This is a genomic window from Streptomyces sp. NBC_00885, from assembly GCF_045207475.1.
Lineage (GTDB): Bacteria > Actinomycetota > Actinomycetes > Streptomycetales > Streptomycetaceae > Streptomyces.
Window position 1 is genome coordinate 5,620,265 of record NZ_CP108796.1, and the last position, 24,392, is coordinate 5,644,656.

Sequence of the window (24,392 nt, forward strand, 5' to 3'; positions counted from 1 at the left end):
CCCGTTGTCGCTCCGAAGCTGTTCCGGTTCTCGTTCCGGTTGGTTTCGAGCCCACCACCCCCACACAGAGGGTGTCAATGCAGGTGGCCGTTGTGCACCATTTGCCTGGCGCGATGGGCGGTTTGATCCAACTGCCGCGCCGGGAACGGAATGTGACGCGGAACACGTTGACTGATCGTGTACGTCTGCCGTCGCGCCCACTGGGTAGGGCTGCTGTGTCCCGCTACCGTCCGTCTGGAGTGACCTCATGGCCGCATCCGCACACCTTCTGCTCTCTGCCCTGTCCAAACAGGTCCCGGGCCCCGGCCCGCTGACCAGCGAACCCCCGCTCGCCGACGCCGCACCGCTGACCAGTGAGCCGCCGCTCGCCGAGGCCGCCCCCCTCACCAGCGAGCCGACAGCCCCTGGCACGGCCGGCGGCACGGAGTCCCCAGGAGTCTGAATGGGCCTTGCCCGGCTCGCCGCGCTGCACGGAGTCGCCACCGCCTACGCGCCCTCCGAGGGCCGATGCGTCCCCGTCCCCGATGCGACGGTCGTCGCGGTCCTCGCCGCCCTCGGCGTCGACGCCTCGACCCCCTCGGCGGTACGGGACGCCCTGGCCCGCGCCGAATCGGCCGCCGCGGAGCGGCTGCTGCCGCCGACGCTCGTGCTCTGGCCCGAGGGCGATGTCCCGGCGCCCCTGACCGGGCTCCCCGCGGGCACGGCCCTGCGCGTCGAGACGGAGGAGGGTGCCGAGCTCGCCCCGCAGCCGGTGGCGGAGCCCGGGCAGACCTGGAGGGAACTCCCCTACGGCGTCCACCAGTTGTACGCCCGGGCCCCCGACGGTCGCAGCGCCCGCTCCACCCTGGTCGTCGCGCCCGGCCGGGCGCCGCAGCCCGACGGCCGCTCGTACGGCTTTCTCGTGCAGCTCTACTCCCTGCTCTCCGCCCGCTCCTGGGGCATGGGCGACCTCGGGGACCTGGCGGAGCTCGCGACCTGGTCCGGACGGTCGCTCGGGGCCGGTTTCGTCCAGGTCAATCCGCTGCACGCGGCCGTTCCCGGCGCACCCACCGACCCCTCTCCCTACCGGCCCTCCTCGCGGCGCTTCCCCGACCCCGTCCATCTGCGGATCGAGGACATCCCCGAGTACGCGTACGTCGGCGCCCGCGACCGGCGGCGGCTGGACGAGCTGTGCGAGAAGGGGGCCGGGCTGCGCGAATCGGTGCTGCAGAAGGGCGCGTTGATCGACCGCGACGCCGTCTGGGCGCTCAAGCGCGAGGCCCTGGAGATCGTGCACCGCGTGCCGCTCGGGCCCGGCCGCCGCGCCGACTACTGCGACTTCCTGGCCGGGCAGGGGCGGGCACTGGAAGACCACGCCACTTGGTGCGCCCTCGCCGAGGTGCACGGCCCCGAGTGGCACGGCTGGCCCGCCGCCCTGCGGGACCCGCACTCTCCGGAGACGGTCCGGGCACGGTACGAACTGATGGACCGGGTCGACTTCCACAGCAGGCTCGCCTGGCTGACCGACCGGCAGCTGGCCGCCGCGGGGCGGGCCGCGTGCGAGGCGGGCATGGGCGTCGGCATCGTCCATGACCTGGCCGTCGGCGTGCATCCCGGTGGCGCGGACGCCTGGGCGCAGCAGGACGCCTTCGCGGCGGGCATGTCGGTCGGCGCGCCCCCGGACGCCTTCAACGCCCGCGGCCAGGACTGGGGTCTGCCCCCGTGGCGGCCCGATGTTCTGGCCGGGTCCGGCTACGCCCCGTACCGCGGACTGCTGCGCGGCCTGCTCCGTAACGCGGGCGCGCTGCGCATCGACCATGTCATGGGCCTGTTCCGCCTCTGGTGGGTCCCGGAGGGCAGCCCGCCCACCGACGGCACCTATGTCCGCTACGACGCCGAGGCGATGCTCGCGCTTCTCGTCCTGGAGGCCCACCGCGCCGGCGCCTGTGTCATCGGGGAGGACCTCGGCACGGTCGAGCCCGGCGTGCGCGAGGCCCTCACCCGCCGCGGGGTGCTGGGCACCTCGGTGCTCTGGTTCGAGCGCGACTGGGCGGGCACGGGCCGACCGCTGCCGCCCGAGCGGTGGCGCGAGGACTGCGTGGCCACGGCGACCACCCACGATCTACCGTCCACGGCCGCCCGGCTGACCGGCGGGCATGTGGCGCTGCGCCACCGCCTCGGCCTGCTCACCCGCCCTCTGGACCAGGAGCGCACACAGGACGCGGCGGACGTCGCCGAATGGCTGGACCTGCTCGGCGGTCTCGGCCTGCTGCCCGAGGGCAGGGGGGATGAGGAGGGGCAGATCCGCGCGGCGTACCGCTTCCTGCTGCGAACGCCCGCCCGCATGGTCGGCGTCTGGCTGCCCGACGCGGTGGGCGACCGCCGCCCGCAGAACCTCCCGGGCACCTGGGACCAGTACCCGAACTGGCGGCTGCCGGTCGCGGACGCCGACGGGCGCCCCGTCAGCCTGGAGGAGCTGGCGGCCTCGCCCCGGCTGCACGCGCTGATGGAGATCTTCGGCCCGGATTCCGGAGCTCGCCCCGAAGCCAGGCCCGAACCCCGTCCCGAGCCTCGTACGGCACCCCCGGACGCGCGGTCGTGACAGCCGTTCGCTACGTTGGCACCGTGGACAAGAAGAACGCTTTGCGCGCCGGCGCCGTCGCGGCCGGTACGACGCTGATGATGCTGCTCATGTCGTCGCCCGCGCTCGCCCTGACCCCCGACGACGGCGACGACCCGGGCCAGGGCCTGAGTGTGGCCGAGACGCTGGGCCTTTTCGTGGCCGCGCCGCTGGGGCTCTTTGTGCTGATCGCGGGCCTGGTGATGGTGCTCGACAAGTCCAAGAAGCAGGTCTGACCGGCCTCTCGGCCTCAGCTGGCTTTCCCGGGCGCTCCGCGGTGTGAACACACCCCCGGGGCGCCCTTGTCATGCCCCGACGTCTTGCCCCGACGCCCGAATGCGTCGCAGGTCCGGCCCTGCAGCCCCGCCGATCTTTCAGCTCTCCTTCAAGTAATCGTCGAAAAGTTTCGATGGACCTAAGCGTTCCCTCGCTGCGACGGTAGATCGCACCAGCGAGAGAGCCCCGGGTCGGGGGAGAGGGGCAAGGGGTACCGATGGCAGTCCTGGACCGCATCCGCAGCAGTGAGGCGACCACGGCGAGGCGGATGCGGCAGGGCTCAGGCGACGGCCCTCGCCACGGCGCCGGGCTACTGCTCGCCGCCGTCGCGACGGTCGTCTGGTCGGGGAGCTTCGTCGCCTCTCGTGCCCTCCACGATTCCGTCCCGCCCGTGCAGGCAGCGTTCTGGCGCTGGATCATCGCGATCATCGCCGTCGCGCCCTTCGCGCTACGGGAGGCCTGGCGTCAACGAGCGCTGATCCGGCGCCACTTGGGATTCATCACGCTCGCCTCACTGCTCGGCGTCACCGTCTACAACACCCTCGTCAACCAGGCCGGTCTCACCACCCCGGCCGGCAACATGGGCATGATCATGGCTGCGTCGCCCGTCCTAATGGCCGTCTGTGAACGCGTCGGCGGGCAGCGGCTCGGAGCGCGGCGCCTGGTGGGAATGGCCGTCGCCTGCACGGGAGTTCTGCTGCTCGTCGGCAAGGGATCCCTCGCGATGGACTTCACCGCGGGTGATCTGTGGATGTTCGGGGCCACGCTCAGTTTCGCCTCGTACAGCGCACTGCTGCGCCGACGGCCCGCCGAGATCGGCGGACGCGCCTTCCTCTTCATGACGTTCGTGCTTGGCGCGCTGATGCTGACGCCGGTGTTCGCGATCAGTCTGGCCGTCCAGGGCGGCTTCGCGCCGACGGCCGGGACGGTCGGGCCGCTGGTGTACGTCGGAGTCTTCTCCTCCGCGCTCGCCTCCTTCGCCTGGAACAAGGCGATCGCGGTGATCGGCGCGGCGCGGGCCGGAGTCGTCTACTACCTGCAGCCGGTGTGCGTGGCTGTGCTCTCCTTCGCCCTGCTCGGCGAGTCGACCGGCCCGAGGCAGATCCTGTGCATGGTGCTGATCCTCGGCGGGGTGATGCTGGGGTCGGGGGCCCGGGTCAAGTGAGGCTCCAGCAAAGGGTCTTGCGTAACCACTACAGGTGGAGCACTATGGGCGTCGTGGTCGGAGCCCCGGCCGCCAGAACCAGTGAATGAGGATCAGCTTGCGAAAGCTCGTGTACTACATCGCCGTGTCCATCGACGGCTTCATCGCCGCGCCCGACGGGGACGGGGACGTCTACCCCATCAGCGAGGAGTTCACGGCGTACGCCGCGGCGGAGTATCCCGAGACGCTTCCCACCCATGTCCGTCCGATGCTCGGCATCGAGAACGCGGCGAATGTGCACTTCGACACCGTCGTCATGGGGCGCAACACCTATGAGCCGGCGCTCCGGATCGATGTCACCAGTCCGTACGCGCACATGCGCCAGTACGTCGTCTCCCGCAGCCTCAAGGAGTCACCCGACCCGGCCGTCGAGATCGTGTCCGGCGACATGGTCGCCAAGATTCGCGAGCTCAAGGCCGAGGACGGCGATCTCGGGATCTACCTGTGCGGCGGGGCCGATCTCGCCGGGCAGTTGCGCGACGAGATCGACGAGCTGCATGTGAAGACCTACCCGGTGGTGCTGGGCGCGGGGATCCCCATGTTCTCGGAGAAGTACGGCGCGATGAACCTCGAGCTGATGAGCAGCCGGGCCTTCGACAACGGGCTGATCTTCACGACGTACGCGCGGAAGCGGTAGCCGACGGGCCCGGGCCGGGCCGATAGCGTGCGGCCATGACCGAGTGGGACATCAAGAAGCTCCAGATCCTGCGCACCCTGAGCGAGCGGGGGACCGTGACGGCCACGGCGGAGGTGCTGATGATGACCCCCTCGGCCGTGTCGCAGCAGCTCTCGAATCTGGCAAAGCAACTCGGCGTACCGCTTCTTGAGGCGCAGGGGCGGCGGGTGCGGCTCACCGACGCGGCACATCTGGTGCTGCGGCAAGCGGAGGCCGTCTTCGCCCAACTGGAGCGGGCGGACGCGGAGTTGACCGGCTACCTGCAGGGCGAGGCGGGGGAGGTGCGGGTGGGGGCCTTCTCGACGGCCGTGCCCGCGCTGGTCGTGCCCGCGGTGCGGGAGCTGAGGCAGGCGCATCCCTCGCTGGAGGTACGGGTGCGGGAGGCGGAGGCGGCGGAGGCGTACGAACTGCTGCTGTCGGGGGACGTGGACGTCGCGCTGTCGCTTGCCGCGCACGCGCCGACGGCCCGTGACCCGAAGTTCAGCCGCTTCCCGCTGCTGGCGGACCCACTGGACGTGGCCCTTCCGGCCGGGCACCCGCTGGCGTCCTCCGCCGGACTGCGGCTCGCCGACCTGTCCGGCGAGCCGTGGATCTTCGGAGGCAGCGGACCGTGGTCGGAGATCACGTTCGCGGCCTGCGAGGCGGCGGGCTTCGTGCCGGAACAGGCGCACTCGGCGGCGGGCTGGACGGCGATCCTGGCGATGGTGGAAGCGGGGATGGGCGTCGCGCTGATCCCCCGCATGGCGGCCGAGCGGGGCGATCGTGCGGGCGTGGTGATGCGCGTCCTGAGCCCGGACCAGCCGCGGCGGCATGTGGTGGCGGCGGTTCGCAGGGGAGCGGAGGAAGGACGGGGGGTGGGGCGGGTGGTGGCGGCGCTGAGGGGGGTTGCAGCGAGGCGGTGAGGGGCGGCGGTGGGCCTGCGGCGGGCCCCACGCGGCGGAGCCGCACATCGATAGAGCCCCTGCCGCCCTCCTCCTACGGCCTGGCGGCCGTAGGAGGTACCCCCATCCCGAACTGGGGCAAGCCCCAGACCCGTATGCGACCTTCGGCCGCATGTCCTCAAACGCCGGACGGGCTGAAATGTGCGACCGAGCCGCACAAGCCCGCCGCAGGCGCACCGCCTATGCGAACGGGCGGTTGCGCCTCGCATCGTGCATCGCTCTGATCACGACGCCTCCTTGGCGACGGCGAGCGACTGCAGATACCGCATCAGCGTCATCAGTACGTCACGGCTCGACGCACGCGTACGCGCGTCGCACGCCACGATCGGCACCGACTCCGGCAGATCGAGCGCGCCGCGCACCTCGTCGAGCGGGTAACCCGGCGCGTCCGGGAAGGAGTTGACGGCCACCACGAACGGCACCCCGCGCTCCTCCAGACGGCCGATGACGTCGAAGCTGACCTCCAGACGGCGGGTGTCGACCAGCACCACCGCACCCAGGGCGCCCTCGAACAGGCCGCGCCACAGGAACCAGAAGCGTTCCTGGCCGGGCGTGCCGAAGAGGTACAGCACCAGCTCCTCGTTGATGCTGATCCGGCCGAAGTCCATGGCGACCGTCGTCGAGGTCTTGCGCTCCACGCCGGCCGTGTCGTCGACGCCGACCCCGGCCTGGGTCATCGTCTCCTCGGTGGTCAGCGGCCGGATCTCGCTCACCGAGCCGACCAGGGTCGTCTTGCCGACTCCGAAGCCGCCCACGATGACCACCTTGACGGCGGCGGTGGCCGTCTCCGGCAGCACGTCCTCGCTGCGCGGCCCGACGGCCTGCTCAGAGCTTCTGAAGTCCATCGATCACTGCCTCAATCAAAGCGCGGTCGGGGAGTTGGGCGGGTTTGACGGGTGCGCGGGCCAGTACCCGGTCCTCGGCCAGCAGATCGCTGAGCAGCACGGTGACGACGCTCACCGGAAGCCGAAGATAGGCGGAGATCTCGGCCACGGAGAGCGGGGCGTGGCAGAGCCGGATGATCGCGGCCTGCTCGGGCTGCATACCGGGGCGGGAACCCGACTTGGCCACGATCAGCGTGACCAGGTCGAGTGCGGTGGGTGCGGAGGAGCCGCTGCGGCCGCCCGTGATGACGTAGAGCCGCTCGGGACTGCTCTCCTCCCAGTCCCCGCCCGGGTTGCTCACGCGGTGTGCCCCTCGTGCCGCGGCGGCGTGCTCATGTGCTCCCCGATCCGCAGCACGAGGTCCCGCATCCGCTGTCCCATCAGCCCGGCGTCGACCCCTTCGTCGGCCAGCACGGCGAGGAACGCCCCCGAGCCCGCCGCCATCAGATAGAAGAAGCCGCCGGTCATCTCGATGACGACCAGGTGCATCCGGCCGTCGCTGTGCGGCAGTTCGGAGGCGACGGCGCCCGCGAGGCTCTGCAGCCCGGCGCAGGCGGCGGCCAGCCGGTCCGCGGTGTCGGTGTCCGCGCCGTACTGGGCCATACGCAGCCCGTCGGCGGACAGAACGACCACGTTCCGGGTCTGGGGGACGCCCTCTGCCAGGTCCTTGAGCATCCAGTCCATGTTCGTCCGGGTGGAATGCTGCTGAATCATGGCTGCGTGTTTCCCTTGCTCGTCTGGGTGGTCTCACCGGCGAGGCCGCTCTGGAAGGCGCTCAGCCACATGCCGGGCTGCACCTCGGGGGCGGCCTCCGGCTCGGGCGCGGCGGATGCGGCGGATGCGGTCGGTTCGGTGACGGGAGCCTTGCGACGCCGCTGCGGCAGACCGGTCGGGGTCCGTTCGGTCACGATCGGTGCCTCTTCGTCCGCCGTCATCGGGCCGGTCACCTGCCGGGACGGCGGCTGCGGGGTGATCGTGCCGGTGGCGCGGGGGCCGGAGGACGCCCCGATGCCGTGCGCGAGACCGGTCGCCGACGACGCGGTGGTGATCAGTGCCTGCGGCACGACGAGTACGGCGCGCACACCGCCGTACGCCGACGAGCGCAGCGAGACCTGGAATCCGTACACCTGCGACAGCCGGCCGACCACGGCGAGGCCGAGGCGGGGCGTCTCGCCCAGGTCGTTGACGTCGATGCCCTGCTGGGCCTGGCGGAGCATGCGCTCGGCCCGCTTGCGGGCCTCCTCGCTCATGCTCACGCCGCCGTCCTCGATCTCGATGGCGATGCCCGACTGCACGTCGACGGCGGTCAGATGGACCTTGGCCTGCGGCGGCGAGTAGCGGGTGGCGTTGTCGAGGAGCTCGGCGAGCGCGTGGATGAGCGGTTCGACGGCGGTGCCGACGACCGCGACCTCGGAGACGGAGTGGAGTTCGACGCGCTGGTAGTCGATGATCCGCGACATCGCGCCGCGCATCACGCTGTAGAGCGGTACGGCCTTGCTCCACTGGCGGCCGGGCCGCGCACCGCCGAGCACGGCGATGGAGTCGGCGAGCCGGCCGATCAGCGCGGTGCCGTGGTCGATCCGCAGCAGATCGCCGAAGACCTCGGGCGACTTGCCGTGCCGGTCCTCCATCTCCCGCAGTTCCTGGGCCTGTTGGTGAACGATGGCCTGAACACGACGGGCGATGTTCACGAACGCGCGCTGCGCGGACTCGCGCAGGTCCTCCTCGGCGACGACCGCGTCGAGCACCGAGCTCAGCACCGCCTGGTGCTCGGCCGGCGCGTCGAGCGAGTCGAGCACGTCCTCGGGGAACTCGCCCGTGCGCAGCCGCTCCACGACCTGCGGCAGCAGCTCACCGGCCAGCCGTGCAGTCTCGGCCTGCTGTCGTGACAGCACCGCTTCCCGCTCGGCGAGCCGGGCGCTCAGCTCCTCGATCCGCCGGCCGCGCCGCGCCACTTCCGCGCAGGCGACGGCGACCAGCACGACTGCCGCGACACCGATCCAGACCACGGCGGTACGCGCCGGGGCGGAGACCAGGACAGCGGCCACCGCGGCGGCCACGGCGGTCACGACGACGAGCAGGAGCCACCCGAAAGCGGCCGCGTTCCGCGGACTTCCGGTCGACGTTTCCTGTCGAACCATCAGCATCCTCAAACCATCGAACCGGAAAGATCATATGACGACGGGCGGGAGCATATCTCGTTCGGATTACGGGAGATGACGCCGGGTCATCGAATTGGCGGGATCTTCATGTGCCCCCTGAAACGGAATGCGCCCCGGGCCGAACGGCCCGGGGCGCCTGCCTGCGCGGATGCGCGTCTACACGGTTACGCGGCGGCCGCGTCGGCTGCCTGTGCCCTCAGCGCACGCTCGATTCCCGCACGCGATTCGGAGATCAGCCGCCGCAGCGCCGCGTTCGGCTCGGTCGATTCCAGCCATGCGTCCGTCGCGTCCAGCGTGGCCCGCGAGACCTGGAGCGCGGGGTAGAGACCGACCGCGATCTGCTGCGCGATCTCATGGCTGCGCGAGTCCCACACGTCGTTGACCACCGCGAAGTACTTCCCGGTGTACGCAGCCAGCAGCTCACGCTGATCGGTCTGGACGAAGCCCGAAATGACCGCCTCCTGCTGGGCGTTCGGCAGCTTGTCGGACTCCACGACCGATGCCCAGGCCTCGGCCTTCGCCTCGGCCGTCGGCCGGGCCGCACGCGCCGTCATCGCATGGCGCTCGCCCGCCGCGGTCTTGTCCCGCTCGTACTCCGCCGCGATCTCGTCCTCGTCCAGCTGCCCGACCGCCGCGAGACGCTCCACGAACGCCCACCGCAGCTCGGTGTCCACCGCCAGGCCCTCGATGGTCTCGGTGGCGTCCAACAGCGCCTGCAGCAGGTCCAGTTGCTGCGGCGTACGCGCGGTCGCGGCGAAGGCGCGCGCCCACGCGAGCTGGTGGTCGCTGCCCGGCTGAGCCGCGCGCAGATGCGCCAGCGTCGCGTCCGTCCACTCTGTGAGCCCCGCCTCGCGCCACTCGGGCGCCGCGTACAGGTCGATCGCCAGCTTCACCTGGCGGTGCAGCGACTGCACGACGCCGATGTCCGACTCCTTGCCGATGCCGGACAGGACCAGGGACAGATAGTCCCGGGTGGCCAGCTCGCCGTCGCGGGTCATGTCCCAGGCGGATGCCCAGCACAGGGCGCGCGGCAGCGACTCGGTGAAGTCACCGAGGTGTTCGGTGACGACCCGCAGCGACTCCTCGTCGAGGCGGACCTTCGCGTACGACAGATCGTCGTCGTTGAGCAGGATCACCGCGGGACGGCGGGTGTTCTTCGGGAACGGCACATCCGTGAGCTCGCCGTCCACATCCAGCTCGATGCGGCTCGTACGGACCAGCTTGCCGCTCTCGTCGAGGTCGTAGCAGCCGATCGCGATCCGGTGCGGGCGGAGCGTCGGCTCACCCTTGGCACCGGCGGGCAGCGCCGGGGCCTCCTGGCGTACCGAGAACGAGGTGACGTACCCCTCCTCGGAGACCTCGAGCTCCGGACGCAGGATGTTGATGCCCGCGGTTTCCAGCCACTTCTGCGACCAGGTCTTCAGATCACGGCCGGAGGTCTCCTCCAGCGCGCCCAGCAGATCGCTCAGCCGGGTGTTGCCGAAGGCGTGCGCCTTGAAATACGCCTGCACACCGCGGAAGAACTCGTCCTGGCCGACGTACGCGACGAGCTGCTTGAGCACCGAGGCGCCCTTGGCGTACGTGATGCCGTCGAAGTTGACGAGCACGTCGTCGAGGTCGCGGATTTCGGCCATGATCGGGTGGGTGGACGGCAGCTGGTCCTGCCGGTACGCCCAGGTCTTCATGGAGTTCGCGAAGGTGGTCCAGGACTGCGGCCACCTCGACTCGGGGTGGGCGGCCTGGCAGGCGATCGAGGTGTAGGTGGCGAACGACTCGTTCAGCCACAGGTCGTTCCACCACTCCATGGTGACCAGGTCGCCGAACCACATGTGCGCCAGCTCGTGCAGGATCGTCTCCGCGCGCACCTCGTACGCCGCGTCCGTCACCTTGGAGCGGAAGACGTACTGGTCGCGGATGGTCACCGCGCCCGCGTTCTCCATCGCGCCCGCGTTGAACTCCGGCACGAAGAGCTGGTCGTACTTGGCGAAGGGATAGTCGTAGTCGAACTTCTCCTGGAACCACTCGAAGCCCTGACGGGTGACCTCGAAGATCGCGTCGGAGTCCAGGAACTCGGCGAGCGAGGGGCGGCAGTAGACACCGAGCGGGACGGACTGACCGTCCTTCTCGTAGCTGCTGTGCACCGAGTGGTAGGGGCCGACGATCAGCGCCGTGATGTAGCTGGAGATACGGGGCGTCGGCTCGAAGTGCCAGACATTGTCCTTGGGCTCGGGCGTGGCCGAGTTCGAGACGACCGTCCAGCCCTCAGGGGCCTTCACGGTGAACTGGAACGTCGCCTTCAGGTCCGGCTGCTCGAAGGAGGCGAAGACACGGCGGGCGTCCGGCACCTCGAACTGCGTGTAGAGGTACGCCTGCTGGTCCACCTGGTCGACAAAGCGGTGCAGGCCCTCGCCGGTGTTGGTGTACGCGCAGTCCGCGACGACCTTCAGCTCGTTCTGGCCCGCGTGCAGCTGCGCCAGCGCGATCCGGGAGTCCTGGAAGACCGCGGCGACATCCAGCGCCTCGCCGTTGAGCACCACCTCGTGCACGGCGGGAGCCACCAGATCGATGAACGTCTCCGCGCCCTCCTCTGCGGAGTCGAAGCGCACCGTGGTCACGGACCGGTAGGTCCCGCCCTCCTGCGCGCCGCTCAGATCGAGGTCGATCTCGTACGAGTCGACGGTCAGCAGGCTCGCCCGCTGCTGCGCCTCTTCGCGGGTCAGATTCGTGCCAGGCACGCTGTCATCTCCTCGGTTTCGTTACGTTTGCGGCCATCTTTCCACGGGCTGCGGTGGGGCCGCCCGTCGTTAATTCCATGTCCGTTTCCCGCCGGAACTAGGAGCCCGGAAGCGCCACGCTGAACCCATGACCAACACACTCTTCACCGCGCGGCCCATCGAGGCCGCCGCTCTCAAGCAGCTGCGCGACACCGACGACGCCGGGCGTGCGTGCGCCCCGTACACGGACACCGAGGGAGGCGAGGTGCTGCGCTGCTGTCTGCGCACCAGCGCGGCCGGCGAACGTATCGCCCTCGTCTCGTACGCACCGCTGCGCCGCTGGGCCGCGGAGACGGGGGCGCAGCCCGGTGCGTACGACGAGCAGGGCCCCGTCTTCATCCACGCCGAGGAATGCGAGGGGCCGGGCGACGGGGACGGCTACCCCTTCGCCCGGCCGGGGGCGCTGCGGGCGCTGCGGCGCTATGACGCGGAGGGGCGCATAGCGGGAGGCCGCCTCCTTGAGATCCCGGAGGCGGCGACGGAGGCGTTCGAGGAGGCGCTGCGGGAGGCGTTCGCGAAGCCGGGGGTGGTGCTGGTCCACGTCAGGGCGGTGGAGTACGGCTGCTTCCAGTTCGAGGTGCGGCGGTAGGGGGTGGGGCGGTGCGCCTGCGGCGGGCCTGTCCCCACCCCGCCCTCCCCCTACGGCCTGGCGGCCGTGGGAGGTACCCCCATCCCGAACTGAGGGCTCCGCCCCAGACCCCGTATGCGACCTCCGGCCGCATGTCCTCAAACGCCGGACGGGCTGGATGTGCGGCCCCGCCGCTACCCGCGGAGCTCGTCCGCGACCAGTTCCGCGATCTGGACCGCGTTCAGCGCCGCCCCCTTGCGCAGGTTGTCGTTCGACAGGAACAGGGCAAGACCGTTCTCGACCGTCTCGTCCACCCGGATGCGGCCCACGTACGACGCGTCCTTGCCCGCCGCCTGCAGCGGCGTCGGGATCTCCGAGAGCTCGACCCCGGGCGCATCCTTCAGCAGCTCGTACGCCCGCTCCACCGAGACCGGACGCTCGAAGCGCGCGTTGACCTGCAGCGAGTGACCCGAGAACACCGGCACCCGGACGCACGTGCCGGAGACCTTGAGCTCCGGGATCTCCAGGATCTTGCGGGACTCGTTGCGGAGCTTCTGCTCCTCGTCCGTCTCGAAGGAGCCGTCGTCGACGATGCTGCCCGCCAGCGGCAGGACGTTGAAAGCGATGGGGCGCTTGTAGACGTTGGGCTCGGGGAACTCGACGGCCTCGCCGTCGAACGTGAGCTGGTCGGCGGCCTCGGACACCGCGCAGGCCTGGGTGCGCAGCTCCGCGACACCGGCCAGACCGGAGCCGGACACCGCCTGGTAGGTGGTGGCGACCATCGCGGTGAGGCCGGCCTCGGCGTGGAGCGGGCGCAGTACCGGCATCGCGGCCATCGTCGTGCAGTTCGGGTTGGCGATGATGCCCTTGGGCCGGTCCTTGATCGCGTGCGGGTTGACCTCGGAGACGACCAGGGGCACCTCGGGGTCGCGGCGCCAGGCCGAGGAGTTGTCGATCACGACGGCGCCCTGTGCGGCGACCTTCTCGGCGAGCGCCCTGGAGGTCGCGCCACCTGCCGAGAAGAGCACGATGTCCAGGCCGGAGTAGTCGGCGGTGGACGCGTCCTCGATGGTGATCTCCTGGTCCTGCCAGGTGAGGGTGGTGCCCGCGGACCGCGCGGAGGCGAAGAGGCGGAGCTCGTCGACCGGGAACTTCCGCTCGGCGAGGATCTTGCGCATGACTCCGCCGACCTGACCGGTGGCTCCGACGATTCCGACCCTCACGGTGACTCCTTCTGTCTGTGCGTCCATCTGTACGTGTGACGCGGGCAGCCTGCCCATCATGCGTATGACCCGGGACTGCTTGTCCAATCCATTGTCCGGCATGTGAAAACCGGCATACGAAAGGGGGCGGGCGTCCGGTATGGACACCCGCCCCCGATCAGGGACTGCGTTACGGAGTGACCTTCTCGATCACGACGCTGCCGGCGCCCGCGACGGTGCCGCGGCCGTTCAGCAGCTGTACCTCGCCGAAGAACTGACGTCCTTCGGGAGCCGCGCCACCCACCAGAATCTCGGCGCTGACCTGCGCCGACGCTCCGTTGGCGAGCTTGACCGGCTTCGCCGAGTCGACCTTGACCGAGCCGAGCGACGCCGCGAAGTACACATCGCGGTAGTTGTACTCGGTGGTCCCGGCCGGGACGGCGTAGCCGTCGACGACGATGGTGTAGGTGCCGGCGGCCGGCTTGAGCAGGCTCACCGCCTCCTCCGAGTCGCCGTCCGCCGACTGTCCGACCTGCACACCGTCTCGCAGGACCGTGAGGTCCAGGTCGGCGCCGGTGTCGGAGACCCCGCCGATGGCGACGTCGAGACGCTCGACGCCCTCACCGATGGTGACCGTCGACTCCTGCGACTCACCGTTCTTGATGGACGGGCGGGCGACCTTCGCCGAGCCCAGCGAACCGCCCGCGAGCTTGCCGTCGATCGCGGCGAAGCCGTTGGTGACCTTCCATTCGACGGCGGCCGGCGTGCCGACCTTCGCCTCGGGGAGCGTCTTGACGGCCGGGTCGAAGGAGGCACCCAGCAGGCTCACGTCCAGCTTGTACGGGTTGTCGAGCAGCGGAGACGTACGCCGCGACTCGACCTCGATCTCCCAGACGCCCGGCGTCGGCTCGGCGTACGAGCGCAAGTCCGGACGGCAGGTGTTCGCCGGATTGTTGTAGTTCGGGTAGCAGAAGATCGTCGAGCTGTCCTCGACACCCACGCCGTACGGGTGGATGCCGATGAACCGGGTCTGGCTGTTCGCGGCCAGACCGCCGAGGGCGACCTCGAGGTTCTTGGCGCCCTCGGGCACCGTGACGAAGTACGACTTGTGGCTGTTGCGCTGCACCGAGCCGGACGCCGAGAAGGTGTACGCAGGCTTCGCGAGCTCCTTGGAGACGACCACGGTCGCCATGATCTGCTTGTCCACGCCCTCGGTGCGCGGGTCGTCCGCCTCCAGGATCGCGCTGTGCAGGCCGGCCGTGCGGGGCCTGGCCTCGACCTTGACGGTGACCGGGGTGTTCAGCGGCAGCGTGACCGCGCCGCTGCCGGGCAGGTCGAAGGTGCCGTCGTTGTACTTCCAGTCCAGCTCGTGCCGCACGGGGCGGTCCGGTCCCGTCGTCCGGGTGATGACGACGTCGTAGGACTTCTTCTGGCCCGCCTTCAGACCGCCCTCGCGGTCGTAGAGGCCGGTGCCGAAGCCGGGGGTCTTCAGCGCGAAGTCGATCGCGGTGTCGACCGGGGCCTTGACGCTGTAGTCGTGGGCGGTGGCACCGTCCTTGATGGCGTCCCAGGCGTCCACGATGTTGATCAGGCCGGAGCCCTGCTCGTGCGCCTGCACTCCGGGGATGCGGTGCGCGGTGCTGGTCAGCGCCGTGCGCAGCTTCGCCGGGGTCAGCTCGATGTGACGCTGCTTGGCGGCCGAGAGCAGCAGTGCGCTCGCGCCGGCGGCCTGCGGCGAGGACATCGAGGTGCCCTGCAGCATGGAGTAGCCGGCCGGGAGCTCGTAGCCCGCCTCCTTGACCGGGCCGCCGGGCAGCCAGGTCTGGGTGGTGTTGATGGAGGCACCGGGCGCGGTGATGATCGGCGCGAAGCCGCCGTCCTCACGCGGTCCGCGGGAGGAGAAGGGGAGCATGGCGTACTTCTTGGTCACCGCGGAGCCGTAGTTGGCTGCCCAGGTCTGCTTGGAGATGGCGGCGCCGACGGAGATGACCTTGTCGGCGAGGCCCGGGTCACCGATGGTGTTGGTGCCCGGACCCTCGTTGCCGGCCGAGATGACCAGCTGGACGCCGTAGGTGTCGATGAGGCGGGTGTAGAGCTCCGCGCGGGCGTTGTTGCCGTCGTTCAGCGCGGGCAGACCGCCGATGGACATGTTGACGATGTCCACGCCGCGGTTGATGACCAGGTCGGCCATGCCCTCGGTAAGCGCGACGTTGGTGCAGCCGCCGCTCCAGGTGCAGGCGCGCGAGGAGACCAGCTTGGCGCCGGGGGCGGCGCCGTTCATCCGGCCGCCGAAGAGGCTGTTGGCGGCGGTGATGCCGGCGACGTGCGTGCCGTGCTCGGACTCGATGACGCCGATGTTGACGTAGTCGGCCTTGGCGCCCGCGGCGTTGTAGACGACGTCCTTGCGGACCTCGATGACGAACGGAATGCGCTCGACGACGTCGGTGGCCGGGTTGTCGGTGCCGAAGTAGCCGACCTGGAAGCCGTTCTTGTACGGCTTCATCACGGTGTCGTTGGCGAAGTTGCCGTCGTTGTCGAGGTCGACCCGGGCGGTGCGGGTGCCCGCGTCGTACAGCACGCCCCAGACGTCGGTGGTGTCGCCGTCCCGGTTGAGGTCACCGGCCATGTCGCCGCCCTTGGTGGCGGCCTCGGCGAAGAGGTTGAACTTGTACGCGCCCGCCGGGGCGGAGTACGTCCGGCCGTTGACGGTGAACGTCGGGCCGCTGACATCGAGCGTCATCCGGCGCCAGGTGGCGTCGCCGTCCGCCACCGGGTCGGTCGCCGTGACCCAGTCGACGATCTTGCGCTCGCCGGTGGTGGTCTTCTGCAGCGCCGGGTGGCCGAGGTCGACGCCGGAGTCGAGGATGCCGATGGTCACACCGCGGCCGTCGGCCTTGGGGTGCTCCTTGACGAAGTCGACAGCGCCGGTCTCGAAGGACGGGTTGTACGGGTTCTTCGCCGGGGTGTTCTTGCCCGGCGCCGGGTACTGCGTCGTCTGCGCGGCCGCGGTGCCCGCGGACTTGGCGGAGTCGGCTGCCGGGGTCGGGTCGTCCAGCTTGACCTCGTGCTTGAGGTCGATGCCGTGGACGCTGGAAAGCTTGGCGGCCGCCTTGAGCGCGGCCTCCGCCTTGCCGGTGGGGAGGGTGGCCCGCACATAGCCGAGCTGGTCGTACGTCTTGCCGACCACGGCACCCTCGACCGCGTCGAGCTGCCCGGCGACCTGCTCGGTCGCGCCGGGCGCGGTGGCGACCATGACGGTCACGCTCTTCTCACCCTTGGCCTCGGCCTGGGCGAGGAGTTCCTCGTCGGCCGAGCCGAGCTTGCCGGACGAGGTCGCCTTGACGCCGGCGGACGTGCCCGGGTCGTCGGCGGGCGCGGCCGAGAAAGCGGGTACGGCGCCTGCTGCTACCAGTGCGGCCACGATCGATGCGGCGGCCGCGATGCGGGCCGCGCGTCTGTGACCTGGTACGGAGCGCCCGGAAAGAGGGCTCTGGGATTGGGGGGTCATCAGCATCCCTGCTTGTGAAAGGAAGGGTCCGGAATTCGGTGCCGGATGACCGCTCAGCCTTGCGTAAGTGACAGGGGTTTGTGGAGAGTTGTCAGAGGCATGATGTGGTCATGGCGGAAACCCGCCACTGCGGACGGTACGCCATGAGGGACAAAGGGGAGATTCAGTCCCCGCGTCCGAGGGTGTGGTGTCGCGAGGCCTTCGCCCGGTTGCCGCACACGGCCATGGAGCACCGGCGCCGCCGGGACCCACCTCCACTGAAATGGGGATCTTGGGCGTACGTCTACCCTCACCGCATGAACAAGCAGTTGCGGAACAGGGAGTTGAGGGTTGCGGCCTACGCCGTGTGCGTACGGGAGGAACAGATCCTGCTCGCCCGCTGGGTGGCCCGCGACGGGGCCAAGAAGTGGACGCTTCCCGGAGGCGGCATGGACCACGGGGAGGACCCGCTCGACACCGTCGTCCGCGAGGTCGAGGAAGAGACGGGCTACGCGTCGGAGATGACCGCACTGCTCGGCCTGGACACCATCCGCCGCCAGTACCCTCGCAGACTCGGTGCGTTCGCCGACTTCCAGGGGCTGCGCATCGTGTACGAGGGCAGGGTCACCGGCGGCGAGCTGCGCCATGAGACGGACGGGTCGACGGACCTCGCGGCCTGGCATCCGCTCGCCTCGGTGACCGCTCTGGAGCGGGTCGAGCTCGTCGACATCGGTCTGGAACTGTGGCGCTCCAGGCCCCCGGTGGGCCGTATCGTCCGCAATGGCCGATAGCCGCTCAACCCTCCCACCCCGGGCAACGCCGTATGCGAGCGGCTGATCGCTCAGCGCGGGAGCACCACGACATAGGCGGCCGGGTCGCGGTCCGCCGCCGCCATCAGGGCGGTGCGGACCACGGTCGCCTGCTGCTGCGGCGCATCACGCAGCCTGCGCGGCGTGATGTACACGACGGTGATGCCGAGCCGCTCCAGATGCTCGCGCTTACGGGCGTACTCCGACCAGAGCGCGTCCTCGTCGTGGCGGGGCGCACGGGTGTCCAGCTCGACGGCGACGGCCTGTTCGGGCCAGTAGGCATCGAGGCCGCCGAGGTGCGGGCCGCCGGGAAGACGCAGGTCCACGTTCCACACGGGGGCGGGCAGGCCGTGTTCGCGCACCAGGTCGTACAGCAGGTCCTCGGCCAGTGCCCGGCCCTCGGCGAGCAGCCGGTCGACGGCGTCGACGACATGGGGGCGGTTCAGCAGCCGAGCCCGGTTCAGCTCTTTGACGACCGCGGCGGGTTCGCAGTGCCCGCCCCGGACGGCCTCGGTGAGCAGCTGCCGTACCACCTGGGCATCCGCGAGCTCCGCCACGGCGTCAGCGAGGGCACGCGCCACGGGCGCGACGGGCACGCCGGTGATCTCCTGCGGTCCCGGCAGCTCGTGCGAGCGCACGAGCCGGACGCAACCGGTCGACCGCAGCCGCCGGGTACGGGGCACGAGGACGTCGATCCGTTCGAGGGAGAGGAGCGCCGGGGCGGAGGAGAACTGATGCAGGGCCAGCGCGGCCAGCCCGGTGACCATGACCTCCCCGTAGCGGGGCGCGGAGCTCCGGGGCTCGCCCTGCGCGGGAATGACCGGGCGCCCGGCGTACAGGAGCGCGCCGTGCAGCCGCTCCTCGCTCGTCGGCGGACCGGGGTGCAGCAGAAACACCCCGGGCAGCAGCGACTGCCAGGGCCCACCGGGCCGGCACTGCGCGGTGGTCCGCGCGGCGGACACTCCGTGTGCCCGCAGCTGCGCGGCGGACAGGACGCGGCGCTGGACGTCGGAGAGGTGGGAGAGGGGGAGGGGGGAGAGCGGGGTGTTGTGGTTCATGCGACGGGGATGCCCGCGGGGGGCCGGGGGGCTAACCGCTGTTACAGGCCCGTCGACATTTCGGGACAACCTCGTCCTAAAGTACGGGCGTTCGACTGCCGATCAGACGCAGCGGCGTGAGCCTCCGCCGGGGCTCCGCCCCGGACCCCGCGCCTCAATCGCCGGAGGGGCTGAATTCTTCAGCCCGTCCGGCGTTTGAGGACACGCGCGAAGCGCGTACGGGGTCTGGGGCTTGCCCCAGTTCGGGATGGGGGTACCTCCCACGGCCGCCAGGCCGTAGGGGGAGGGCGGGTAGGGGACAAGGCCCGCCGCAGGCGCACCCCGTCCGCGTCAGCCCGCCGCCCCCGCGTCGCACGCCTGCGCCCGCAGCCCCCTCGCCAAGTCGTCCCGCGACTCCCGCACCAGCCGCCTCAGCGCCGGCGCCGCCCCCTCGTGTGCCGCAAGCCACGCATCCGTCGCCGCCAGCGTCGCCTCGCTGTCCTGCAGGCCCGGGAACAGGCCCTTCACCACGTCCATGCCGATCTGGATCGACCGCTCCTCCCACACGCGCTCGATCGCCTCGAAGTACTTCGGCACGTACGGTGCCAGCAGCTCCCGCTGCCCCGCCTGCGCGAAGCCCGAAATCGTCGCTTCTACCAGCGCGTTGGACAGCGAGTCCGACTCGACGACCTGCGCCCACGCCTGGTCCTTGACCGCCGCCGACGGGCGCGCAGCCAGGCAGCGGACCTGGTGGCGCCTGCCCGAGGCGGTGTCGTCGCGGGCGAGCTCAGCCGCGATGAAGGTCTCGTCCGCCACCCCGTGCGAGGCCAGCGGCTCCACGAAGGCCCACCGCAGTTCCTGGTCCACGTCCAGGCCGTCGATCTTCGCCGAACCCTCCAGCAGGCCCCGCAGCAGCTGCAGATCCGCCGCCGACGTCGCCGTCGTGGCGAAGAACCGCGCCCACGTCAGCTGGTGCTGGCTGCCCGGCTCGGACTGCCGCAGCTCCCGCAGCGCGCCCTCCGCGAGCAGCCGTGCGCCCTGCTCGCGCCAGGCGGGCGCGGCGTAGTGGTGCAGCGCCGAGCGTGCCCACATGTGCAGCATCTGCAGCACGCCGATGTCCGACTCGCGTCCCGCGAACCGCAGCACCAGGTCGATGAAGTCCCGCGCGGGCATCAGCGCGTCCCGCGTCAGATTCCACAGCGCCGACCAGCACAGCGCCCGCGCCAGCGGGTCCGTGATGTCGCCCAGGTGGCTGCGCAGCGTCGCCAGGGAGCCCTCGTCGAAGCGGATCTTGCAGTACGTCAGGTCCTCGTCGTTGACCAGGATCAGTTCGGGCCGCTCGGCGCCAGCGAGGGCGTCCACGACCGTCCGTGGCCCGGTGACGTCCACCTCGGCGCCGGCGTAACGCACCAGCGCACCCGCCTCGCCGCGGTAGAGACCGACCGCCACCCGGTGCGGCCGCAGCTCGCCGCGCGGCGGAGCCGCAGAATCAGACGCAGTGTCCTGCGCCACCGCGAGCTCGGTGATCCGCTCGCCCGCGTCGTACGTCACCACAGGGGTCAGCGAGTTGACGCCCGCCGTCTCCAGCCAGGACCGCGACCAGGTCGCCATGTCCCGCCCGGACGTCTCTTCGAGCACCGCCAACAGGTCGGCGAGGCGTGTGTTCCCGTACGCGTGCCGCTTGAAGTAGCGCCGCGCGCCCTCCAGGAAGGCGTCCTGGCCGACGTACGCGACGAGCTGCTTCAGTACTGACGCGCCCTTCGCGTACGTGATGCCGTCGAAGTTCAGCTTGGCGTCCTCCAGGTCACGGATGTCGGCCGTGATCGGATGGGTGGAGGGCAGCTGGTCCGCCCGGTACGCCCACGACTTGCGGTTGTTGGCGAAGGTGATCCAGCCGTTGGTGAAGCGGGTCGCCCCCACCATCGAGAAGGTGCCCATGAAGTCCGCGAAGGACTCCTTCAGCCACAGGTCGTCCCACCACACCATGGTGACCAGATCGCCGAACCACATGTGCGCCATCTCGTGCAGGATGACGTTCGCCCGGCGCTCGTACGACGCCTGCGTCACCTTCCCCCGGAAGATGAACTCCTCGCGGAAGGTCACACAGCCCGGGTTCTCCATCGCCCCGATGTTGTACTCCGGCACGAACGCCTGGTCGTACTTCCCGAAAGGGTACGGGTAGTCGAAGTGGTCGTGGAAGAAGTCCAGTCCCTGCCTCGTCACCAGGAAGATGTCGTCGGCGTCGAAGTGCCTGGCGAGTCCCTTGCGGCACATCGCGCCGAGCGGGATCTCCAGCGTCGTCCCGTCGTCGAAGGTGCGGGTGTAGACGTCGGTCTCGTAGTGGTACGGACCGGCCACGACCGCCGTGATGTACGAGGAGATCGGCTTCGTCTCGGCGAAACGCCACACCCCGTCCTCGTCCCGAGCGCCCTCGCCGTTGCTCCAGACGGTCCAGCCCTCCGGCGCGGTCACCTCGAAGCGGAACGGCGCCTTGAGGTCCGGCTGCTCGAAGGTGGCGAAGACTCGGCGGGCGTCGGCCGGCTCGTACTGCGTGTAGAGATAGACCTCGCCGTCCTCCGGGTCGACGAAGCGGTGCAGTCCCTCGCCGGTACGGCTGTACGCGCACTGCGCGTCCACGACCAGTACGTTCTCCGCGGCCAGAGAGTCGAGCGCGATCCGCGAGCCGTCGAAGACGGCGGCCGCGTCCAGCTTCTCGCCGTTCAGCGTGACGGCTGTCACGACAGGCGCCAGCAGATCCGCGAAGGTCGATGCGCCCGGCTCGCCGCAGCGGAAGCGGATCGTCGTCACCGAACGGAAGGTGCGTGGCCCGGAGCCCTCCCGGGGCTCCCCGACCGCGGATCGCAGATCGAGGGCAACCTCGTACCCGTCGACGGACACCAGCTCGGCCCGTCGACGGGCCTCGTCGCGGGACAGATTCTCACCGGGCACGGGCACTCCTTCGTGTCTCGTTCGGACAGGACCGATCCTCCCATGCACACCTGAGCGGGGTGCGTGCGGGAATCGTCCGGTGACCATCTGCGTTGCCCGTTGGAGGCGTGCGTGACCCATACCGAGGAGAGACATGTCCGAGAACGGTCAGACCGGCAAGACCCCCGTCGACTTCTGGTTCGACCCCCTCTGCCCCTGGGCGTGGATGACCTCGCGCTGGATGCTCGAAGTGGAGAAGGTCCGCGACGTAGAGGTCCGCTGGCATGTGATGAGCCTCGCCGTCCTGAACGAGCCCAAGCTCGACGAGCTCCCCGAGAAATACCGCGAGGCCATGAAGGAGGCGTGGGGCCCCGTCCGCGTCGTCATCGCCGCGCAGCAGAAGCACGGCGACGAGGTGCTCGGGGACCTCTACACCGCGCTCGGCACCCGCTTCCACAACCGCGGCGAGGGCGCGACCCGCGAGGCCATAGCCGGCGCGCTGGAGGAGGTGGGCCTCCCGGCCGAGCTGATCGAGTACGCCGACTCCGACGCGTACGACGCCGAGCTGCGCGCCTCCCACAAGGAGGGCATCGACAAGGTCGGCCAGGACGTCGGCACCCCCGTCATCGCGGTCCCGGGCTCGGACGGCGAGCAGCTCGCGTTCTTCGGCCCGGTCGTCACGCCCGCCCCGAAGGGCGAGGAGGCGGCGAAGCTCTGGGACGGCACGCTGATGGTCGCGTCGATCCCCGGCTTCTACGAGATCAAGCGCACGCGCACGCAGGGCCCGATCTTCGACTGACCTCTCCCTTCGATCCTTGCTCCTGGAAGGACCCCCGCGAGTCAGGTTCTCGCGGGGGTCCTTCGTCATACCGCCCGCACGTGAAGGCTGAGAAGACGATCACGGGCAGGACGCTTCAGGTTCCCCCGTTCACGGGGTGATGAGCGGGGTGCGCTCCTTGGCACGGTCGTAACGCCTGGCTACGTCCTGCCAGTTGACGACCTGCCACATCGCCTCGATGAAGTCCACCTTCTGGTTCTTGTACTGAAGGTAGAACGCGTGCTCCCAGGCGTCGAAGACCAGGATCGGGATCGAGCCCTGGCCGACGTTGCCCTGGTGGTCGTAGACCTGCTCGACGATCAGACGCCCGCTGACCGGCTCGTACGCGAGAACGCCCCAGCCCGAACCCTGGGTGGTCGCGGAGGCCTTGGTCAGCTGGGACCTGAACTTGGCGAAGGATCCGAAGGACTCGGCGATCGCGTCCGCGAGCTCGCCGACGCTGTCCGCGGCCAGCGGCTCACCGCCGCCGTCGCCGGTCATGTTGTGCCAGTAGATCGAGTGCAGGATGTGGCCGGAAAGATGGAACGCGAGATTCTTCTCCAGGCCGTTGATCGTCCCCCATTCCTCCTTGTCGCGGGCCTCTTCGAGCTGCTCCAGGGTGTCGTTGGCGCCCTTGACGTAGGCGGCGTGGTGCTTGTCGTGGTGGAGCTCGATGATCTGCGGATTGATGACCGGTTCGAGCGCCGCGTAGTCATAAGGAAGTTCAGGAAGCGTGTAAACGGCCATGTCTGTCCGGTCCCTCCGACTGCTTATTGCACATCTTATGCAAGTGCAGGCTAGCAGCAAGAGGGTCGGGTCATGATCAGGCGCCGGCCCTAGGACTCCGGGCTCCCTGCCGCGGCCCACTGGTCCCTGGCGATCACGGCGAGGTCCGGGAAGTCGGTGACGACCGCGCCGAGCCCGTAGTGCAGGGCGTACTCGCCGAACGCGTCACCGAAGTCGTTGGGATTCGTCCCGCGGCGCAGCGCCGCGGGCAGGAACTGGTTCTCCGCGCGGAAGGTGTACGCACCCACCTTCAGGCCCGCGGTGTGCGCGTCCGCCAGTAGCGCCGAGGGCGCGACGACCGAGGACTTGTCCGGGCCGATCCAGTCCGCGTACTCCGCGATCTCGCGCAGCCCGTCGGGCTTCATCATCTGGGCATACGTCGCGGTGTGGCCGTAGGGACCACCGGTGGTGCCGATCGCCTGCCACAGCGGAAGCCGCAGCCGCGCGTCCGCGATCCGCAGCAGGCTGGGCGGCTCGAAGGACTGGATGACGCACTCGCGGGCGCCGAGCCGGTTCCTGCGGACGACGCGCACGAGCTCGGGCTCCAGCGGGAGGCCGCTGGAGCGGAAGTACGTCGGATGCTTGGTCTCGGGGAAGACGGCGACCCTTCGGCCGTACCGCTTGGCCAGCGCGCGAGCGAGATCGACGACCTCCTGGAAGGTCATGATCTGCTGGGTGCCGTCGAAAACGGTATTGCGGTTGCGGATCAGCGGCAGTCGCTCGACCGCCCGGAGGGTCTTCAGCTCGGCGAGCGTGAAGTCCTCGGTGAACCAGCCGGTCACCGCGCGCCCGTCGACCGTCTTCGTCGTGCGGCGCTCCGCGAACTCGGGGTGCTTCGCGATGTCCGTCGTCTGTGAGATCTCGTTCTCGTGCCGGACGAAGGTGTACGCGGCGGCCGTGTGCTCGGGCCGCCAGCCCGCGGAGCCGCGGTGGCCAAACACCAACGGGCGTGCGGGGTGCGGGTGTTGATGCTCTTCCGCGGCGGCGGGCAGAGCGGCGGTCACGGCGGCGGTGGCGGTGGCGGCGCCTGCGGCGAGCAGGATCGAACGGCGTCTCGGCATCGCGGGCATGCGGGTCTCCTCATCGGACTCGGTCGTGGGGCGCGTTTGTTCATTGCGCTTTGCCACGCCGGGTTGCGGTGAGGAGGCGGGGGAGTGTCCGCGTCATGTCCTGCGTGCCCGGTCCGCCCGAATGCCGTACTCCCCCTACGCCCGCAGGGCGTAGGGGGAGTGTCGTCACACG

Annotated in this window: 20 protein-coding genes and 1 pseudogene; 9 read left to right on the plus strand and 12 right to left on the minus strand. The window is 70.2% G+C overall.

Translation table 11 applies throughout. The annotated features are described in order from the left end of the window. Positions 1-247: 247 nt before the first annotated feature. From OHA61_RS25635 to OHA61_RS25660, 6 genes are all read left to right on the plus strand, one after another. On the plus strand, positions 248-442 hold the full coding sequence (locus OHA61_RS25635; protein WP_266476309.1) for a hypothetical protein: 195 nt from the start codon (positions 248-250) through the stop codon (positions 440-442). Then, on the plus strand, positions 443-2,581 hold the full coding sequence (gene malQ / locus OHA61_RS25640) for a 4-alpha-glucanotransferase (RefSeq protein ID WP_406305006.1): 2,139 nt from the start codon (positions 443-445) through the stop codon (positions 2,579-2,581). 23 nt (positions 2,582-2,604) lie between these two features. Next, complete coding sequence (locus tag OHA61_RS25645) at positions 2,605-2,835, plus strand: hypothetical protein (RefSeq protein ID WP_324990851.1); 231 nt, start codon at positions 2,605-2,607, stop codon at positions 2,833-2,835. Positions 2,836-3,092: 257 nt separating this feature from the next. Further along, positions 3,093-4,040, plus strand: a complete 948-nt coding sequence (locus tag OHA61_RS25650) for a DMT family transporter (RefSeq protein WP_406305007.1) — start codon at positions 3,093-3,095, stop codon at positions 4,038-4,040. Between the two features lie 97 nt (positions 4,041-4,137). Then, positions 4,138-4,716 carry a dihydrofolate reductase family protein gene (locus tag OHA61_RS25655; protein ID WP_406305008.1) on the plus strand — a complete coding sequence of 193 codons (579 nt, stop codon included), beginning with the start codon at positions 4,138-4,140 and terminating at the stop codon, positions 4,714-4,716. Positions 4,717-4,751: 35 nt separating this feature from the next. Continuing rightward, positions 4,752-5,657 carry a LysR family transcriptional regulator gene (locus OHA61_RS25660; RefSeq protein WP_406305009.1) on the plus strand — a complete coding sequence of 302 codons (906 nt, stop codon included), beginning with the start codon at positions 4,752-4,754 and terminating at the stop codon, positions 5,655-5,657. 263 nt (positions 5,658-5,920) lie between these two features. Here OHA61_RS25660 and OHA61_RS25665 read toward each other — a convergent pair whose 3' ends face one another. The 5 genes from OHA61_RS25665 to pepN (OHA61_RS25685) all read right to left on the minus strand — a co-directional run bounded on the left by OHA61_RS25665 (position 5,921) and on the right by pepN (OHA61_RS25685) (position 11,477). Beyond that, positions 5,921-6,541, minus strand: coding sequence for an ATP/GTP-binding protein (locus OHA61_RS25665; RefSeq protein WP_361907335.1), 621 nt, complete (start codon positions 6,539-6,541; stop codon positions 5,921-5,923). Beyond that, entirely contained in the window at positions 6,522-6,881 is a 360-nt protein-coding gene (locus OHA61_RS25670; protein ID WP_266476322.1) for a DUF742 domain-containing protein, read from the minus strand. Before OHA61_RS25670 ends, OHA61_RS25665 begins: the two co-directional genes overlap by 20 nt. Continuing rightward, positions 6,878-7,294, minus strand: a complete 417-nt coding sequence (locus OHA61_RS25675; RefSeq protein ID WP_266476325.1) for a roadblock/LC7 domain-containing protein — start codon at positions 7,292-7,294, stop codon at positions 6,878-6,880. Before OHA61_RS25675 ends, OHA61_RS25670 begins: the two co-directional genes overlap by 4 nt. Further along, on the minus strand, positions 7,291-8,721 hold the full coding sequence (locus tag OHA61_RS25680) for a sensor histidine kinase (protein ID WP_406305010.1): 1,431 nt from the start codon (positions 8,719-8,721) through the stop codon (positions 7,291-7,293). Before OHA61_RS25680 ends, OHA61_RS25675 begins: the two co-directional genes overlap by 4 nt. A gap of 185 nt (positions 8,722-8,906) precedes the next feature. Then, positions 8,907-11,477 carry an aminopeptidase N gene (pepN, locus tag OHA61_RS25685; RefSeq protein ID WP_406305011.1) on the minus strand — a complete coding sequence of 857 codons (2,571 nt, stop codon included), beginning with the start codon at positions 11,475-11,477 and terminating at the stop codon, positions 8,907-8,909. Positions 11,478-11,604: 127 nt separating this feature from the next. On the opposite strand from pepN (OHA61_RS25685), the gene OHA61_RS25690 reads away from it, so the two are divergent. Then, a complete protein-coding gene (locus OHA61_RS25690) occupies positions 11,605-12,105 on the plus strand; it encodes a DUF1203 domain-containing protein (protein ID WP_406305012.1) in 501 nt (166 codons plus the stop codon). Between the two features lie 173 nt (positions 12,106-12,278). On the opposite strand, the gene OHA61_RS25695 is transcribed toward OHA61_RS25690, so the two are convergent. From OHA61_RS25695 to OHA61_RS25705, 3 genes and pseudogenes are all read right to left on the minus strand, one after another. After that, on the minus strand, positions 12,279-13,307 hold the full coding sequence (locus tag OHA61_RS25695; protein WP_406305013.1) for an aspartate-semialdehyde dehydrogenase: 1,029 nt from the start codon (positions 13,305-13,307) through the stop codon (positions 12,279-12,281). Positions 13,308-13,476: 169 nt separating this feature from the next. After that, positions 13,477-16,800, minus strand: coding sequence for a S8 family serine peptidase (locus OHA61_RS25700; RefSeq protein WP_406305014.1), 3,324 nt, complete (start codon positions 16,798-16,800; stop codon positions 13,477-13,479). 157 nt (positions 16,801-16,957) lie between these two features. After that, positions 16,958-17,038, minus strand: a pseudogene (locus OHA61_RS25705) (hypothetical protein); the annotation flags it as partial. 52 nt (positions 17,039-17,090) lie between these two features. Here OHA61_RS25705 and OHA61_RS25710 point away from each other — a divergent pair. Continuing rightward, positions 17,091-17,564, plus strand: a complete 474-nt coding sequence (locus OHA61_RS25710) for an NUDIX hydrolase (protein ID WP_324990899.1) — start codon at positions 17,091-17,093, stop codon at positions 17,562-17,564. 50 nt (positions 17,565-17,614) lie between these two features. Here OHA61_RS25710 and OHA61_RS25715 read toward each other — a convergent pair whose 3' ends face one another. Continuing rightward, a complete protein-coding gene (locus OHA61_RS25715; protein ID WP_406305015.1) occupies positions 17,615-18,640 on the minus strand; it encodes a hypothetical protein in 1,026 nt (341 codons plus the stop codon). 330 nt (positions 18,641-18,970) lie between these two features. Further along, positions 18,971-21,568 carry an aminopeptidase N gene (gene pepN / locus OHA61_RS25720; protein ID WP_406305016.1) on the minus strand — a complete coding sequence of 866 codons (2,598 nt, stop codon included), beginning with the start codon at positions 21,566-21,568 and terminating at the stop codon, positions 18,971-18,973. Between the two features lie 133 nt (positions 21,569-21,701). Between pepN (OHA61_RS25720) and OHA61_RS25725 the strand changes: the two genes are divergently transcribed. Then, positions 21,702-22,346: a DsbA family protein gene (locus tag OHA61_RS25725; RefSeq protein WP_406305017.1), complete on the plus strand. Its 645-nt coding sequence runs from the start codon at positions 21,702-21,704 to the stop codon at positions 22,344-22,346. Positions 22,347-22,475: 129 nt separating this feature from the next. On the opposite strand, the gene OHA61_RS25730 is transcribed toward OHA61_RS25725, so the two are convergent. Together OHA61_RS25730 and OHA61_RS25735 are read right to left on the minus strand one after the other, a co-directional pair. Continuing rightward, positions 22,476-23,111 (minus strand): superoxide dismutase, encoded by a 636-nt coding sequence (locus OHA61_RS25730; protein ID WP_406305018.1) that lies wholly within the window; start codon positions 23,109-23,111, stop codon positions 22,476-22,478. An 89-nt stretch (positions 23,112-23,200) separates the two neighbouring features. Then, positions 23,201-24,220: a glycerophosphodiester phosphodiesterase family protein gene (locus tag OHA61_RS25735; protein ID WP_406305019.1), complete on the minus strand. Its 1,020-nt coding sequence runs from the start codon at positions 24,218-24,220 to the stop codon at positions 23,201-23,203. Positions 24,221-24,392 lie beyond the last annotated feature (172 nt).

Excerpts from the sequence above, each read along its gene's own strand:
- OHA61_RS25635 (WP_266476309.1), top strand. The coding sequence starts at position 248 with ATGGCCGCATCCGCACACCTTCTGCTCTCTGCCCTGTCCAAACAGGTC.
- malQ (WP_406305006.1), top strand. The coding sequence starts at position 443 with ATGGGCCTTGCCCGGCTCGCCGCGCTGCACGGAGTCGCCACCGCCTAC.
- OHA61_RS25650 (WP_406305007.1), top strand. The coding sequence starts at position 3,093 with ATGGCAGTCCTGGACCGCATCCGCAGCAGTGAGGCGACCACGGCGAGG.
- OHA61_RS25660 (WP_406305009.1), top strand. The coding sequence starts at position 4,752 with ATGACCGAGTGGGACATCAAGAAGCTCCAGATCCTGCGCACCCTGAGC.
- OHA61_RS25665 (WP_361907335.1), bottom strand. The coding sequence starts at position 6,541 with ATGGACTTCAGAAGCTCTGAGCAGGCCGTCGGGCCGCGCAGCGAGGAC.
- OHA61_RS25675 (WP_266476325.1), bottom strand. The coding sequence starts at position 7,294 with ATGATTCAGCAGCATTCCACCCGGACGAACATGGACTGGATGCTCAAG.
- OHA61_RS25680 (WP_406305010.1), bottom strand. The coding sequence starts at position 8,721 with ATGGTTCGACAGGAAACGTCGACCGGAAGTCCGCGGAACGCGGCCGCT.
- OHA61_RS25690 (WP_406305012.1), top strand. The coding sequence starts at position 11,605 with ATGACCAACACACTCTTCACCGCGCGGCCCATCGAGGCCGCCGCTCTC.
- OHA61_RS25700 (WP_406305014.1), bottom strand. The coding sequence starts at position 16,800 with ATGCTGATGACCCCCCAATCCCAGAGCCCTCTTTCCGGGCGCTCCGTA.
- OHA61_RS25710 (WP_324990899.1), top strand. The coding sequence starts at position 17,091 with ATGAACAAGCAGTTGCGGAACAGGGAGTTGAGGGTTGCGGCCTACGCC.
- OHA61_RS25715 (WP_406305015.1), bottom strand. The coding sequence starts at position 18,640 with ATGAACCACAACACCCCGCTCTCCCCCCTCCCCCTCTCCCACCTCTCC.
- OHA61_RS25725 (WP_406305017.1), top strand. The coding sequence starts at position 21,702 with ATGTCCGAGAACGGTCAGACCGGCAAGACCCCCGTCGACTTCTGGTTC.
- OHA61_RS25730 (WP_406305018.1), bottom strand. The coding sequence starts at position 23,111 with ATGGCCGTTTACACGCTTCCTGAACTTCCTTATGACTACGCGGCGCTC.
- OHA61_RS25735 (WP_406305019.1), bottom strand. The coding sequence starts at position 24,220 with ATGCCCGCGATGCCGAGACGCCGTTCGATCCTGCTCGCCGCAGGCGCC.